This window comes from Sulfitobacter sp. G21635-S1 (assembly GCF_027213915.1).
GTDB lineage: Bacteria > Pseudomonadota > Alphaproteobacteria > Rhodobacterales > Rhodobacteraceae > Sulfitobacter.
Genome location: NZ_JAPWGV010000037.1, coordinates 1 through 13,666, shown reverse-complemented (window position 1 = coordinate 13,666; position 13,666 = coordinate 1). Strand labels below are relative to the sequence as shown.

Sequence of the window (13,666 nt, the reverse complement as noted above, 5' to 3'; positions counted from 1 at the left end):
CCTTTTTTATGGTTTTTCGAATTGTGTATCGGGGTCGGTCAGCATCTGGCGCAACTCTGTCTTAAGTATTTTGCCGTAGCTGCTTTTGGGCAGTTCGAGAACAAAGCAATAGGCCTTGGGTCGCTTGAACCGCGCTATGTTATCCAGACAAAAACGGTCCAGCGCCTGTGCGGTCACGCCCGGCTCTGCCACGACAAACGCGATGACTTCCTCGCCCCATTCGGCCTCCTCGCGGCCAACAACATTAGTTTCGACCACGCCGGAATGACGCAGCAGCACCTCTTCGACCTCGCGCGGATAAATATTTGACCCGCCAGAAATGATCACGTCCTTGGACCGGTCCTTGAGCGTCAGGAAACCGTGGGCGTCCACGCTGCCAATGTCGCCGGTATGGAGCCAGCCGTCCCGCAAGGCTGACGCCGTTGCCGTTTCATTGCCCCAGTATCCCGCCATCACCACATCGCCACTGACGATCACTTCGCCCGCGACATCTGGGGGGCATTGTGTGCCTGTTTCATCCACCACACAGACCGTGACGCCGGTGCGTGGAATGCCGACGGATCCCAGCCAACTATCCGGAATTTCCCAGCTCAATATATGCGGTGGTAGATAAGTGATCGTACATGGTGCCTCGCCTTGTCCGTATCCGATCCAGATGCGGTTGCCCAACAGCGCCATCGCCCGGCGCAGGTCTGCGACATAAATCGGCGCACCGCCGCAGAACAACAGATCAAGGTTTTCGATGGCCGCCGTGTCAAGCGCAGGACAGGCCGTCAGACGCGTCAGCATCGTGGGTGCGACAAAAAAAGATGAATGGGGATATTCATGCAGCAACGTCACGATTTCATGCGGATCGAATCCACCGCTTTGCGGCACAACATTCGCCGCGCCCCGCTGCGCAAACGGTAGCATAAACAGCCCTGCCGCATGAGACAGCGGTGCCGGATGCAGCGCCGCCGACATTTCCGTAACCGGACACATATCGGCCAGAAAACTCGTGGTCATGGTCCAGAGGTTGCGGTGGGTCAGTATCGCCCCTTTCGGGCGGCCCGTCGTGCCGCTGGTATAAAAAATCCATGCCGGATCGGTTTGCGCAGCGTGTGCAGGCTGCAAATCCGCTGACGCTTGTAACGCCGCATTATATTCCGGTCCACCGACCGCAATGACTGCTGAAAACCCTTCGACGTCTTCCGGCCGGTCGGTAAAGGCAAGTGCGGCATCACAGTTAGCATGGATATAGGTCACTTCGTTAGGGTGCAGTTTGGCATTCAACGGAACGGCAACACATCCGGCAGTCCAGATGGCAAACAGGATCTCGATATATTCGGGCCGGTTGCCCATGAAGATCAGAACACGGTCACCTTTTACCAGATTGCGCTGTTTCAGCGCAGCGGCCAAGGCCGCGCTGCGGTCCTGTAATTGGGTGTAGGTGCTGAACGTCGACAACCCCAAGCAGACGGCAGGTCGATCGCAATAGGCGCGCGCGGACTGTGTCAAAATGTACGCGATGTTCATAATTCTGCTCCCTAAATTCTGCGCGCTTGCCCCTGCCAGAACGTATCCCTGATGTCCTTTTTGCGCACTTTCCCAACGGGGCTGCGCGGCAGTTCATCCCAGAAGTCAACCGTTTTGGGGGCCTTTACGCTGCCAAGGTTTTCCTTGCACAATGCAATGATTGCTTCGGGTTCCACCGTTGCATCGGGTTTGAGTTCGATCACCGCCTTGATCGCTTCACCCCATTTTTCGTCAGGCACACCGATCACCGCGCAATCCTGCACGGCAGGATGCGACCAGATCACCTGCTCGACTTCCGAGGGATAAACGTTGAAGCCGCCCGAAATGATCATGTCTTTCTTGCGGTCCACGATATAAAGGTAACCCTCGTCATCCAGATACCCGATGTCGCCGGTATGGTGCCAACCGAACTGGGAAACCTCTGCGGTTGCTTCGGGGTTTTTGTAATACCCCTTCATCACCAGATTTCCGCGCACAACAATTTCACCATGCTCACCACGCGGCATAATGTTACCGTCATCATCCATGATCGCCATCGGTGTCAAAAGTGCGGGCCTGCCGCAACTTGCAAGCCGGTGTTCGCGGGCCGGATCTCCGATAACATTGTGATCCTCTGCCGTCAGCAGCGCGCAGAACATCGGCGATTCTGCTTGTCCGAAACACTGCGCCATGACCGGCCCAAAAATCTTCAGGCATTGGCGCAGCTTGTCAATGGCCATAGGTGCGGCGGCATAAAGAAAGAACCGCAATGACGGAAAGCTACGTTGCGCAACTTCCGGTTGCGACAACAGCATGTAAACGGCGGTCGGCGGCAGGAACAGATGGGTCACTCCCTCGCTTTCAATTGTGTCTAGAACGTTGGCGGCATCAAATCCCGGCAGGATGACGCTGCGCGCACCAGCGGCCATCAACGCAATGGCAAGCACCCCTGACGCGTGGGTCATAGGCGTGATCAGCAAATGCACAGGGTCAGGTCCGGCATCAAAACTGGCATAATAGTTCGCGATTAGCGTGGTCCAGTTCAACTGCGTCAGCATGATCCCCTTGGGCCGCCCCGTTGTCCCACCAGAGGATAAAATTCCGACAAGATCATCAGGGCCAAGCGGCACATCGGGATCGGTTGAAGGGGCCGCGGCCATCCAGTCTTCCAGCCATGGTGCCGCGCCGTCTTGTTTATCCAGACAGATGAATTTTTGTATCTTTGGGCAAAGTTCACGCAATTGTTCCAGCGCCGGTGCAAGATCGCTGTGATAAAACAGAATCTCCACATCATTATGATCCAGGATATACGCGTTTTCTTCTACGCCGTTCTTGGCATTGACGGGAACCCAGATCGTGCCGGCACGAAACAAGCCCAGCATAACTTCAAGGCCGCTCACGCAGTTGGGGCTGTAAACGCCGGCCATCTTGTCGCGTCCGTACCCTTCGGCAGTGATGGCATTGGCGAAACGATATGTGCGTTCCTGAACTTCGCCGTAACTCCGGCCGATTTTAGCATCTTCCAAAGCGATCACGTTAGGGTTGATTGCGACACCCCTGTCGAAGAAATCGATCACACGCATAACGGTTTCCTATCTTGGTTTCCGGGATTTTCCCGCCTTGCCAGTCTGAACTCATACACTGATGAGCTTTTCGATCTCTTCGCGGTTGGCCAGCAAATCTGCTGTCGTGCCGCTCCACTGGACGGTCCCGTTGTCGACAACGTACTGTCGATGGGCCAATTTCATCGGCACGCGCAGGTTCTGTTCAACCAGCAAAAGCGTCATACCTTCTTCGTTGATCCGCCGCATCGAATCGACCAATTCATCAACGATCAGCGGGGCAAGGCCTTCAGTCGGTTCGTCCAGCAGCAACAGTTCCGGATTAGTCAAAAGCGCGCGCGAAATCGCCAGCATTTGCTGTTCGCCGCCCGAAAGCGTGTTTCCCGCCTGTGACGCGCGATCAAGCAGCACCGGAAACATTTCAAAAATCCGGGTTTCGGTCCATGCGCCAGTGCGTCCCATGACGGTTGCGATGCGCAGGTTTTCATGCACTGTCAGATTGTCAAAAATGCGCCTGTCTTCGGGGACATACCCAATGCCCAGACGGCCCAGTTGGTTCGGGAGTCGCGCGGTAACGTCGTCCCCTTTCCAGACTCTGCGCCCTGAAACCGGTTGCTTTAAACCGATGATCGTCTTGAGAATGGTGCTTTTGCCTGCGCCATTGCGCCCGATCAGCGAAACAACTTCGCCCTGTGCGACTTCGATCGACACGCTATGCAACGCCTGCGCCTTGCCATAAGTGACATTGCAGCTTTCCAACGCAAGCAGCTTCATTCCTCTTCTCCCAGATAAGCCGCTCGCACCTCGGCGTTTGCGCGGATTTCTTCAGGGCTGCCAGACGCCAGAATTTGCCCCTGAACCATCACGACCAAAGCACTGGAGACCCGCATTACAACGTCCATGTTGTGTTCGATCAGCAGCACGGTGCGGCCCTTGACGATCCGTTTTATCAGCTCCATCGCAGGCCCGATCTGGTCATGTCCAACACCGGCCAATGGTTCATCGAGCAACAGGACCGATGGGTTGCTCAGCAATGCCAGCCCGACTTCCAATGCGCGTTGATCGCCGTGAGACAAGGTTTCGGCGGGGCGGTGCGCCATCACCGTCAGGCCGATCTCTTCGAGAACGCTTTCGGCCCGTTCCCTGACTGCAGGAAAGCGGCCCGCCGGAAGCCAGAAGGGCTGCAACCTGTACAGATGCGCAAAAGCAGCAAGTTGAAGGTTCTCAAGCACCGACATGCCGGCGAAGATCTTGGTGATCTGGAAACTGCGGCCCAGACCGATGCGGGTCCGTTTATGCACCGACAGGCCCGTTACATCGCGCCCGTCCAGCATCACTTGACCACCGCTTAGCTTGGCATGACCCGAAAGCGCATTCATCAACGTGGTCTTGCCCGCACCGTTAGGTCCGATAATCCCGTAAAGCTGACCCGGCTGGAAGTCGAACGTCACACCGTTGACAGCTTTCAACCCGCTGAAGGAGACCTGAATATCGTTGCAACTCAATGATCCGGCAGTCATTGCATGTCTCCTTCGTCCTGATCACCTTGGAACATTCCGGCAATACCGTTGCGTAGGAAGATGGTGGCAAAAATGAACACCAGACCAAGGATGCCGTACCAATATTGGGTGATTTGGCTCAGTTCTTCTTTCAGTAATTCAAACAAGGCCACGCCAAGAATCGGACCTAGCAATGTGCCTTTGCCGCCCAGCACGGTCATGATCAAAACGTCGCCCGATGTGGACCAATGCAGCATTTGCGGAGAGATGTAGAAGATCAACGATGCCAGCAGGGCTCCTGCAACACCTGCATACGCACCCGAAACGATAAACGCCGATTGGCGCAAGCTATGGACGTTGTATCCGAGTTGCGCGGCGCGCACGTCGTTCGCCTGTACCGCGCGCAATGCCCGCCCGAATGGCGACCCACGCAGCAATGCCATCAGCGCCAGTCCGATCAGGAAAACCGCCACGATAAACCCATAATAGTTGTGGTTGTCGTAGAAATTGATCCCGAACAAGTCAGGCCGCGGCACGCCTGGAATACCGTCCAATCCGCCGGTGATTGCGCGCAGCTTGTTGGACGCAAGGATGTACATCATCTGCGCCAGGGCCAGTGTCAGCAGTGCAAAAAAAAGCCCCGAAACCCGAAGCGCAAAAAGCCCCATCAGGTAAGCCAGCACCGCTCCGACAATCGCCGCTGCAAAAAGGCCCGGTATAAAACCGACGCCATAGCTGAGGGTGAGGATTGTGAGCGCATAACCCCCTGCCCCGAACAACGCCGCATGGCCGAATGACAGCATACCTGTCACCCCGAAGACCAGATCAAAGCCGATTGCGAACAAGGCCCAGATCAGGATCAGGCTGACAAGGTTCACCCATTGCTCATCCTGCACAAAAAACGGAACGATAATCATAACTGCGATAATAATGCCCATCAGGGCCTGACCGATAATCCTGCGTGTCATGCCGAACGCCCCTTTGTGCTAAACAAGCCCGCAGGCCGGAACATCAGCGTTCCGATCAACAGGGCAAAGGTAAGTAGTTCGACCCATTCAGTTGCGTAGGTATATCCGGCCGCCCGCGTCATGCCCAACAGCAACGACGCAAGGATTGCGCCGCGAATGTTCCCAAGCCCGCCGATGATCACCACGACAAAACAGTCGATGATAACGCTGAATCCCATGCCCAGTTCGATCGGCACCAACGGTGCGCTAACCACGCCACCAAGAGCCGCAAGATACGCACCAAGCGCAAAGACGCCGGTGCGAACCCGGTTTACATTTACACCGAGTGTCTGAGCCATTTCCGGATCGGAACTGGCGGCGCGAATAATCATGCCCCATTTGCTACGGTCCAGCAGCAAGAACAGTGCCAGAGAAACCGCTGCACCAAAACCGATTACAAAAAGCCGGTATGACGGTATTTGACTGCCAAACATGGAAATCGGTGCCATGAAGATTTCTGGTGTCGGCACTTGCTTATAGTCAAATCCCCAGATCATCTTTGTCGCGTCGTCGATGACCAGAATGAATCCGAAAGTGAGTAAAAGCTGAAAAATGTGGTCGCGGTCATAGACCTGTTTCAGCGCCAAAATTTCGATCAGCGCACCAACACAGGCGACGATCAGCGGCGCAAACAGCAGTCCCAACCAGAACGATCCGGTCATATGAACAATTTGATACCCGACAAACGCGCCAAGCATATAAAGCGCGCCATGGGCAAAGTTGATCACCCCCAACATGCCAAAAATAAGGGTCAAGCCCGCTGCCAGCAGAAACAGCAGAAAGCTGAGACTCAGCCCGATCACGATAATGGACATATTCAGGGTTCCTCAGTTTCACCCCAAAAAAGCGGGCGACGCATGTCGCGAGGGAACAGCGCCGCCCAGTTCAGGGAGGATCGATTAACAGTCGCTAAACAGGCTATTTGCCGAAAACTCTTCGGTGATTTTCATGGTGAGGTCCGGCAATGGTGCCTCGCCCTTCACAACTTCACCCCAAAGACCGACCTGTTTGGCCTGATGGTCACAAGCGCGCATTTCCTTGCGCCCTTCGACCGAATTTTCATAGACCGATGTTTCAAATGCATCGACCCAGGTTTCCACATCCCAGCTGTCAGTCGCTTCGATGACATCCATCCACCAGCGAAGACCGTCAAATGCCTCGCCCGCGAAGGCCGAAGGGTAGTCACCGTTTGCGTCACGGTAGGCCGTCACGAATTCGGCGTTTGCCGGATTGTCGAGCGAGAAGTGATAACGCACGCCGGAGTTCACGCCCAATGCGGCCTCGCCTGTCGCGGCTGCAAAGATTTCATCCTGAAGCACGGGGCCGAACAGCACTTTGTTCTGACCCATCCCAACCTGACCTGCCTGCTTGCAGAAGGTGACGCCGTCATTGCCCGTTGCCACAACCAGAATACCATCGGCGTCCGAACGCGCCATCTTGTCGATGATGACCGAAAAGTCGCGGTTGCCAAGCGGGGCAAAGTCATTCCCGACGATCTCGACACCGGCGGCTTTTGCTTTTGCGGCAAAGTCGTCAAAGGCGCTGCGCGTGGCCTGATAATCAGCCGTGACCGCGTATACTCTCTTGATCCCGCGTTTCTTTACGAATTCAACACACATGTTCATTTCCATGGCCAACGTGTTGGACGTACGGAATGAGTAACGCGCACCGTCCATCTTGGTAATGCTGTCGTCTGCGGAAATCGTGACCAGATGCGGCACCTTGCGCTGTGTGGACAGGCTTTGCAGTGCCAGAGTCGACGCTGAGCTGACCGCGCCAAACATCAATTGCGTGCCTTCCGCCAACAGCCGGCTTGCTTTTTGTACGGCGGGCTGGGGTTTGGTTTCATCGTCTTCCCAGCTGAAGCGGACTTTTTTGCCCAACAATTCGCCACCCCGCATGGCCACGGCAAGTTCCGCGCCTTTGCGCATGTCATTGCCGATCAAGCCGTATGCGCCCGAGAAAGACAGAATGCCCGCAATGTGATAATCTTCGGGCGTTGCGGCCCGCAGAACCATTGGCGCAGGCAAGGTACTGGCCAAAGTTAGCGCCCCGGCGCTGCGTAGAAAATTCCGACGTTTCATAGTTTTCCTCCCGGTTTCACGCCCCAAGAAGTTTCTCCTGCAAGGCGAATGATGCGCTGCCCGGGATAAATCGTTCCCGGAAAAGCAGAATACTATCAGCAAGTTTGGCGGGTTTTATCATACGTCGGATCAGCAATCGGGCGGTAACAAATCATGGATTTGCAAATGGCGCAAAAGTGCATCTGATCGCGACCGTGTCCCTAACCCTCCCCCATCTCTTGCATCAAGCATCGCAGGGTTAGGACTGGCAGGGAATGTCCGAAAACGCCACAAATTTGACATTTTCTGCCAAATCGATATTATTTACCCATCAGTAGAATTTTGAGGTCATCGTCATGAAGGTGGGCTTGCTCCAAAACCTGCGTCTTCCCAAACATAGCATCCAGTTCATGTGTGACGTGCTGATCGAACACGGCATTGATCCTGACCCATTGCTCAAAGAAGCAGGTTTGCAGCTCAGCCTTCTCTCGGATCCATGGGGCACGCTGGACGGTATTCAGGAACTCACATTCCTGCGTGCCTTTTGCCGGAGTACAGCGCATATTGAAGGTGTCGCTTTTGTCACCGGTCTGCGTTACAGCCTGATCTCGTATGGCCCTATCGGGCTTGCCACGCTAGTTTCAGAGAATGTGACAGCGGGGCTGAGGGTTTTCACGCAAATGCAGGGGCTGGGATACGCACTGCTGGCATATGACATCACAGAGGACGATGAAGGTTTTGCAACAGGGTTTGTTGCCGACGACCAGTATGTACCGCCCGATCTTCTGGATTTTGTTCATGAACGGCTGCTTGGGTCCGGCCCGACCTTCTTCCGGGACCTGCGTCAAGAAAACCTGCCCATCCGTCTGATCGAATGCCCGTTGGACCGCCCGAAAGGCTGGATGAACCTAGAAGCGCGCTGGCAAACCGAAATCGTGTATCGCGCACCGCGCAGTTGCATTCACTTTCATCCTGGAACAGGCGCGCTGAAACTGCCGCTGGCGAATGCCCTTCTTGCGGTAAACTATCGTGTTTTGTGCGAGAATATGCTTGAAACCGGCCCCAAGCATACCGGAACAGCAAATTCGGTTTATCAGGTGTTGATGCAGGTGCGCGGCGTTTTTCCCAATGCGCCGGAAGTGGCCGAAACGCTTCATTTGTCAGAACGCTCTTTACATCGAAAACTTGCCAGTCAGTCGATGAGCTATCGCCAGATTATCGATAGCGTGCGCTTGCGCCGCGCACGGGAGCTTCTTGATACATCCGAGTTACCGCTGGCTGAAGTTGCAGATCGCCTCGGTTTTTCGGAAACTGCCAGCCTGTCGCGATTTTTCCGGCGGGTTTCAGGGGATTCGCCGTCCGCATATCGAAAAACCAGCAAAGGGTTATTCGCCAGTTCACGTTAGGATTAGACGACGAGACGCTAACACGACCATATATCAGAACGGAGTGACGCCATGAACAAGTCCGATGACGAAACGCTCACCTTCAAAGAGATGGTCGGGAAATTCGACGTCACCCCCCGAACCCTGCGGTATTACGAATATCTCGAACTTCTCAAACCCACGCTACAAGGGCGTGAACGAAGTTATGATCGCAAACAGATCGCGCGGTTCAAGCTGATCTTGCGAGGTCGTCGGTTCGGAATGAAGCTTGAAGATATAAGAGTTTGGTTAGAAATATATAAAAACAGGGGCTCAAGAGCGCAGCTTCGCGAATGGGCAAGGATATCAAAAATCCTCGAAAATAAGCTTCGCGCCGAGATAAAAGAAAGAGAGGAAGCTCTGGCAGAATTACGAGAAACCTCAAAGCTCGCCAATGAATTGAATTTCAAAAAGTGATCCCGAAACCCAACGCACCGACCAAATAGATGGCTGGTTGATGCAAACACCCATAATTTGGAAGCGAATGGATGGAGCTAGCTCTAAAACACAATCGACAAAGTGCTGGGACGTAAAATTCGCTTTTACAACATACAGCGGGTCCCTGCGCATTATTTGCCATAAGCGCGCTTATGCGTGTTTCTGCCCACATTCCAGGCAAATACTAAGTTGCAATCCGCCACATTCGAAACCGCCCCAGCCCTGTCACCTCACGAACCAAGTCCTTTTCCTCCATCAAGGCAAGGTTTCGCTGCACGGCTGCGCGGCTGGAACCAATCTGGGACTCAGCCATTGGAGCAGACACAAGGGGCCATTCTGCAAAGAGAGCTCGTAAGGCGGGAGGGGTTTTGCCGGATAGTGGCGCCATTTCAGCCTCTGCCTGAACCGTCCAAGCCTCAGTCTGATCCAGATGCCGCATCGCCGTTAGAACAGCGCTCTCCATCCCCGCCAACCAACGGGCCAATCGTTCGTCCGGAGAACCAGATGCACGCAGCCCCCCTGCTCCACCCATGGCGAGCGGCGCAAATATAGCACCGTTTCCGTTGCTGCTCGCAATCCTGGCCGCCGTGACGGCGGCTTCGATCTGGTCTCCTTGTGTCGCGTTGCCCTTAAATCTGAGACACGACGCGTTCGGGGATATTTTTTGCCCTTAATTATGAGATTCCACTGCCATCGCGCCTATGCTTTTCGCGCGCTGCCGGGCGATGTAATCGACCGCGGCAAGCAGACGTGGCTCCTTATCGAAGGCGCGCAATAGAGCAACCCTTGCATAGTCGTCGATGCCGGAGCTTGAGATGGCCGCTTTGACCAGTGGACGGGATTGGGCTGCATCAATTGCAGCAAGGCAAAACAGCCTTACTTCCAGCCTGTGGCCCTGAAGAGCGTGTAACGGATCTCCGCGGAAGGCCTTTAATGATATGGCAAAGGTGACCGCGCGCATTGCGCGCCGAAGTTGCTTGGAGCTGCGTAATCGCGCGGCGTATTCAAGCCGCGCGGCGCCGTTGCGCGCACGATTTATCAGCTTTTCGGGCATCTGTTCGCCACTGGCCTTGCCGAGCGTCGGCACAAGTCTCGTCCCACAAACCTGGCAGTCGAATGCCCAGGCTCGCCTCCAATGCTTGAGCGAAAGGCCCTCTCTGGAGCATTGCAGGCAATGCTGGAATGGTATCTGGGCCGTCAGCGAGGCTTCTCGTGTCGCCATTGCTGGGAAGGTCAAAGATCGCACAACATCTGGGTCAATCCGTGCGGCGTTGGCAATCTTCGCCGCCGCTGCCGCGTCGATGTTGAAGTCCAAGGACGTGCCATGAGTTGTATCGATTTCGATATGGGCCAGCAGTTCCGCATCATCACAGTAGTTGGCCGCCGCCAGCCGAGACAACCAACCTGACAACAACTCGTCTGGCAGCGGCGCGACAGTCTTGGGCAGCGGGTGCGGCTTCACACCCCGGACTTCTCGAGCCGCCGATGGGGGTTCGCATGGCGCGACCAAACCGGCGTCCATTTTACGATTGCGTCATCGGTGATGCATTCATCACCTGTTACAATGGCGTCGATGGAAAGATCCTTGATCAGGGCGAAAATGCGCGAGGTCACCCCACCGGTCAGTGCAAGTATCTGCTTGAGTGACTTGACCTTCAGGTTGGACTTCTTTTCCAGTGGCATGGCAGCAATAAGGGTCTGGATCATGTCCGAGAACTCGGCATCGTCGCGCCAGTTTGGCAAGTGATGTTCGTCCAGCCGTCGGGCAAGCTGGATATCACCACGGATGGCGTCGAGGGCCTCGCTGACCCCAAGACAGACCAGTGACACCTCGAGCTCATTGCTGAGATAACGAAGAACATTGAGAAAGCGTCGCTGTTCGCGGTGGGTCCCGGCCAAGAGGTTGTGGACCTCGTCGATCATGATCATCCGCAGGCCAAGGTCGCGCAAAAGCGCAATAACACGGACTTCGAGGGAGGCCACATTTTGAGCGCGCGCGCCCAGTGCCGTGGCCGGTGCCCCGATGGACGCCAGGATGTGCAGATAGAACCGCCGTTCGTCGGGAGCTGGCGGTGCTTGTAACAGCAAGAGCGGCGTTCGCGTAATTCCCGATGCTGGGTCATATTCCGGTGCATATCTGCGCGACAGGTTGCGGGCGATCATCGTCTTGCCGATCCCAGACGCGCCATGCACAAGAAGGCCAGGCATACGGGTTTGCCTTGGCGCTTCGATCATACCCTGCAAACGGTCCAGAACTTGTTCGGCCCGCGGAAAGCCAATCCAGATATCCGATTGAATGAGGGCGATCCGACCGTCTTCCTCTGTTGTCCCTGCCCTCAATTCACCATCTCTCCACTTTGAACAATGGGCGCGATGTATCACCCGTGTCGATCGGGCGCAGCCCTTCGGTTTTCGAGACAGCCGAGTTGGTGCCCTCCAATGTCCCTTTTCTTTCACGGGATCGGCGTTCGGCCTTCGTTAGGCCCCGACTTTCAAACTCGATCTGGCGTTGCTGTCGGATCAGCTCAGCCAGGACCAGCTCATTGGACCCGGATTTGCCAAGGGCACGGGCCTTCCTCATGGCTTCGCGATATTCCCAGAGCGGCACGGGCGGAATTTCCAAGTTTCTGTAACGCGCCTCAACATATCGGCCATCGTCCAATTCGACCCAGATCATTGAGATATCGCGAGGGTCGTAGCGAACGACCACCTTCCCATCGCCGCGCCCAATGTGGCCTGCAAGAGCATCCGACCAGTACCGTATCTGGAACAGATGGATGCCGTCACGCCTGACCTTACGCAGTTCGCTTGGCAGGAAGCTCACCCGAAAGGCTTCCATCTCGAAGGGGATGTCTCCCATCATTTCCGCTGAGAGCGCCTCCCATTTGGCGACGGGCGTACAGCCAAGACTTGAATGAATGCTGTTGTTGTAGCGGCAGATTTCCAGAGCAAACCAGCGATCGAAGTCGCTTAAGGTCATCGTGGCCATGCCCTCGGCGTCATAGTCGCCCTTGGCCACGACCGAGGATTGCGTTGTTCCAGGCAACAGGTGCACGGCCCCCATCATCGTGCCGATCAATCGTTCGATGTGCCCTCCGAAATGAGGACTGCCTGGCGGCCGATAGACCAGATCGATCCCCCATTCCGCACATGCCAACCGAAAGGCATGCGACCGGAAATCGCGCCCGTTATCGACGTGGATGCTATGCGGTTTACCCTGCGCGGGCCAAGGAACATTGCGCACCAATTCCGCCAGAAGTTCCGCCTTGGGGGCCACAGCCTGTGTCAGGCAAAGCGCCACCGACAGACGCGAAGGTGCCTCGAGAGAGGTGTAATATCCGGTCACCATCCGCGTTGCGACGTCGATCGCCAGCGTGACCCAAGGCCGCCCAATTGGTTTGCGTTCAAAACTGTCGACGAGAATGATGTCCGCAGGCGTATGGTCGATTTGCACGACCTCCAGTGGCCGGTTTGCCTTGTTGTCGCCTACGACCGGCGCAAATTTCTGGCGGGCCGCCTTTGCGCCTTCGCGTGCCTTGGCAATTTCACGGGCATCCATTGCATCCAGCCTGCGCTGAACCGTCCGACGTGTCGGCGGTTGCAAGCCCTGCTGCCAGCACGCGCTTCGGATTTCTGTCACGATGCGCGACAGGCTTGGGCGTTCCCGCCGTAAGAAATAACGGCGAAGATGTTCTTCGATCACCGCTTCCACCTTGCCGGATATCAAGGTTGTACCAGTCGGGCGGCCCCGTTTCCGAGAAGCCAGCGCGCTGGTGCGCCCACCCTCTTCGGCCAGACGCTTTATCCAGCGCCAGACAGTCGCCCTGCTGACACCAAGCTCCCAAACGGCGTCATTGATGCCACTTTCCAGACTGCCAGTTCCTTTGAGATATGCCTGAACAAGCGGACGCAGAACGGCCGCCCTGCGCGCCTCCTCAGCACCAGCGGCAACGAAGTCTTCGCGATCATCATCCATCAATATTTGCCACACGAAGCTGCGAACCCTGTCTCAGGTTTAAGGGCAAAAATATCGGATTTAAAGGCAAAATATCATATTTAAGGGCAAAGCAAGGCCGTTGATTTCGTTGGATTTCTCATCTCACAATTAAGGGCTACGCGACACCAGTGCATAAACTATCTCCGGTGATCGGCATTTTTGCGGCGCTTGCCGCTTTCGTA

At 55.6% G+C, this 13,666-nt stretch carries 12 protein-coding genes and 1 pseudogene; 2 read left to right on the top strand and 11 right to left on the bottom strand.

Going from position 1 to position 13,666, the window contains the following annotated elements; all coding sequences use genetic code 11:
- Positions 1-6 precede the first annotated feature (6 nt).
- From O4H53_RS24685 to O4H53_RS24655, 7 genes are all read right to left on the bottom strand, one after another.
- Positions 7-1,515 (bottom strand): class I adenylate-forming enzyme family protein, encoded by a 1,509-nt coding sequence (locus O4H53_RS24685; protein WP_074647007.1) that lies wholly within the window; start codon positions 1,513-1,515, stop codon positions 7-9.
- 11 nt (positions 1,516-1,526) lie between these two features.
- Positions 1,527-3,077 carry an AMP-binding protein gene (locus tag O4H53_RS24680; protein WP_067296559.1) on the bottom strand — a complete coding sequence of 517 codons (1,551 nt, stop codon included), beginning with the start codon at positions 3,075-3,077 and terminating at the stop codon, positions 1,527-1,529.
- 51 nt (positions 3,078-3,128) lie between these two features.
- Positions 3,129-3,830: an ABC transporter ATP-binding protein gene (locus O4H53_RS24675; RefSeq protein ID WP_176832926.1), complete on the bottom strand. Its 702-nt coding sequence runs from the start codon at positions 3,828-3,830 to the stop codon at positions 3,129-3,131.
- Positions 3,827-4,576 carry an ABC transporter ATP-binding protein gene (locus tag O4H53_RS24670; RefSeq protein ID WP_064223626.1) on the bottom strand — a complete coding sequence of 250 codons (750 nt, stop codon included), beginning with the start codon at positions 4,574-4,576 and terminating at the stop codon, positions 3,827-3,829. The genes O4H53_RS24675 and O4H53_RS24670 overlap by 4 nt, the downstream gene beginning before the upstream one ends.
- Positions 4,573-5,523: a branched-chain amino acid ABC transporter permease gene (locus O4H53_RS24665; protein ID WP_082894733.1), complete on the bottom strand. Its 951-nt coding sequence runs from the start codon at positions 5,521-5,523 to the stop codon at positions 4,573-4,575. Before O4H53_RS24665 ends, O4H53_RS24670 begins: the two co-directional genes overlap by 4 nt.
- The gene (locus tag O4H53_RS24660; protein ID WP_064223625.1) at positions 5,520-6,377 is read right to left on the bottom strand and encodes a branched-chain amino acid ABC transporter permease; all 858 of its coding nucleotides are present in this window, start codon (positions 6,375-6,377) and stop codon (positions 5,520-5,522) included. The genes O4H53_RS24665 and O4H53_RS24660 overlap by 4 nt, the downstream gene beginning before the upstream one ends.
- A gap of 84 nt (positions 6,378-6,461) precedes the next feature.
- The gene (locus O4H53_RS24655; protein WP_269367618.1) at positions 6,462-7,748 is read right to left on the bottom strand and encodes an ABC transporter substrate-binding protein; all 1,287 of its coding nucleotides are present in this window, start codon (positions 7,746-7,748) and stop codon (positions 6,462-6,464) included.
- A 233-nt stretch (positions 7,749-7,981) separates the two neighbouring features.
- On the opposite strand from O4H53_RS24655, the gene O4H53_RS24650 reads away from it, so the two are divergent.
- Positions 7,982-9,031, top strand: coding sequence for an AraC family transcriptional regulator (locus O4H53_RS24650; RefSeq protein WP_064223623.1), 1,050 nt, complete (start codon positions 7,982-7,984; stop codon positions 9,029-9,031).
- A 51-nt stretch (positions 9,032-9,082) separates the two neighbouring features.
- Complete coding sequence (locus O4H53_RS24645) at positions 9,083-9,466, top strand: MerR family transcriptional regulator (RefSeq protein ID WP_064223622.1); 384 nt, start codon at positions 9,083-9,085, stop codon at positions 9,464-9,466.
- Between the two features lie 205 nt (positions 9,467-9,671).
- On the opposite strand, the pseudogene O4H53_RS24640 reads toward O4H53_RS24645, so the two are convergent.
- From O4H53_RS24640 to O4H53_RS24625, 4 genes and pseudogenes are all read right to left on the bottom strand, one after another.
- Positions 9,672-10,115 (bottom strand): annotated as a pseudogene (locus O4H53_RS24640) (helix-turn-helix domain-containing protein); the annotation flags it as partial.
- A gap of 42 nt (positions 10,116-10,157) precedes the next feature.
- Positions 10,158-10,949, bottom strand: coding sequence for a TniQ family protein (locus O4H53_RS24635; protein ID WP_009808026.1), 792 nt, complete (start codon positions 10,947-10,949; stop codon positions 10,158-10,160).
- Complete coding sequence (locus O4H53_RS24630) at positions 10,946-11,869, bottom strand: TniB family NTP-binding protein (RefSeq protein WP_245708069.1); 924 nt, start codon at positions 11,867-11,869, stop codon at positions 10,946-10,948. The genes O4H53_RS24635 and O4H53_RS24630 overlap by 4 nt, the downstream gene beginning before the upstream one ends.
- Complete coding sequence (locus O4H53_RS24625; RefSeq protein WP_269367617.1) at positions 11,829-13,463, bottom strand: Mu transposase C-terminal domain-containing protein; 1,635 nt, start codon at positions 13,461-13,463, stop codon at positions 11,829-11,831. The genes O4H53_RS24630 and O4H53_RS24625 overlap by 41 nt, the downstream gene beginning before the upstream one ends.
- Positions 13,464-13,666 lie beyond the last annotated feature (203 nt).

Bases quoted from the DNA above. Each gene is read 5' to 3' on its own strand.
- O4H53_RS24685 (WP_074647007.1), bottom strand. From the start codon at position 1,515: ATGAACATCGCGTACATTTTGACACAGTCCGCGCGCGCCTATTGCGAT.
- O4H53_RS24680 (WP_067296559.1), bottom strand. From the start codon at position 3,077: ATGCGTGTGATCGATTTCTTCGACAGGGGTGTCGCAATCAACCCTAAC.
- O4H53_RS24675 (WP_176832926.1), bottom strand. From the start codon at position 3,830: ATGAAGCTGCTTGCGTTGGAAAGCTGCAATGTCACTTATGGCAAGGCG.
- O4H53_RS24670 (WP_064223626.1), bottom strand. From the start codon at position 4,576: ATGACTGCCGGATCATTGAGTTGCAACGATATTCAGGTCTCCTTCAGC.
- O4H53_RS24665 (WP_082894733.1), bottom strand. From the start codon at position 5,523: ATGACACGCAGGATTATCGGTCAGGCCCTGATGGGCATTATTATCGCA.
- O4H53_RS24660 (WP_064223625.1), bottom strand. From the start codon at position 6,377: ATGTCCATTATCGTGATCGGGCTGAGTCTCAGCTTTCTGCTGTTTCTG.
- O4H53_RS24650 (WP_064223623.1), top strand. From the start codon at position 7,982: ATGAAGGTGGGCTTGCTCCAAAACCTGCGTCTTCCCAAACATAGCATC.
- O4H53_RS24645 (WP_064223622.1), top strand. From the start codon at position 9,083: ATGAACAAGTCCGATGACGAAACGCTCACCTTCAAAGAGATGGTCGGG.
- O4H53_RS24625 (WP_269367617.1), bottom strand. From the start codon at position 13,463: ATGGATGATGATCGCGAAGACTTCGTTGCCGCTGGTGCTGAGGAGGCG.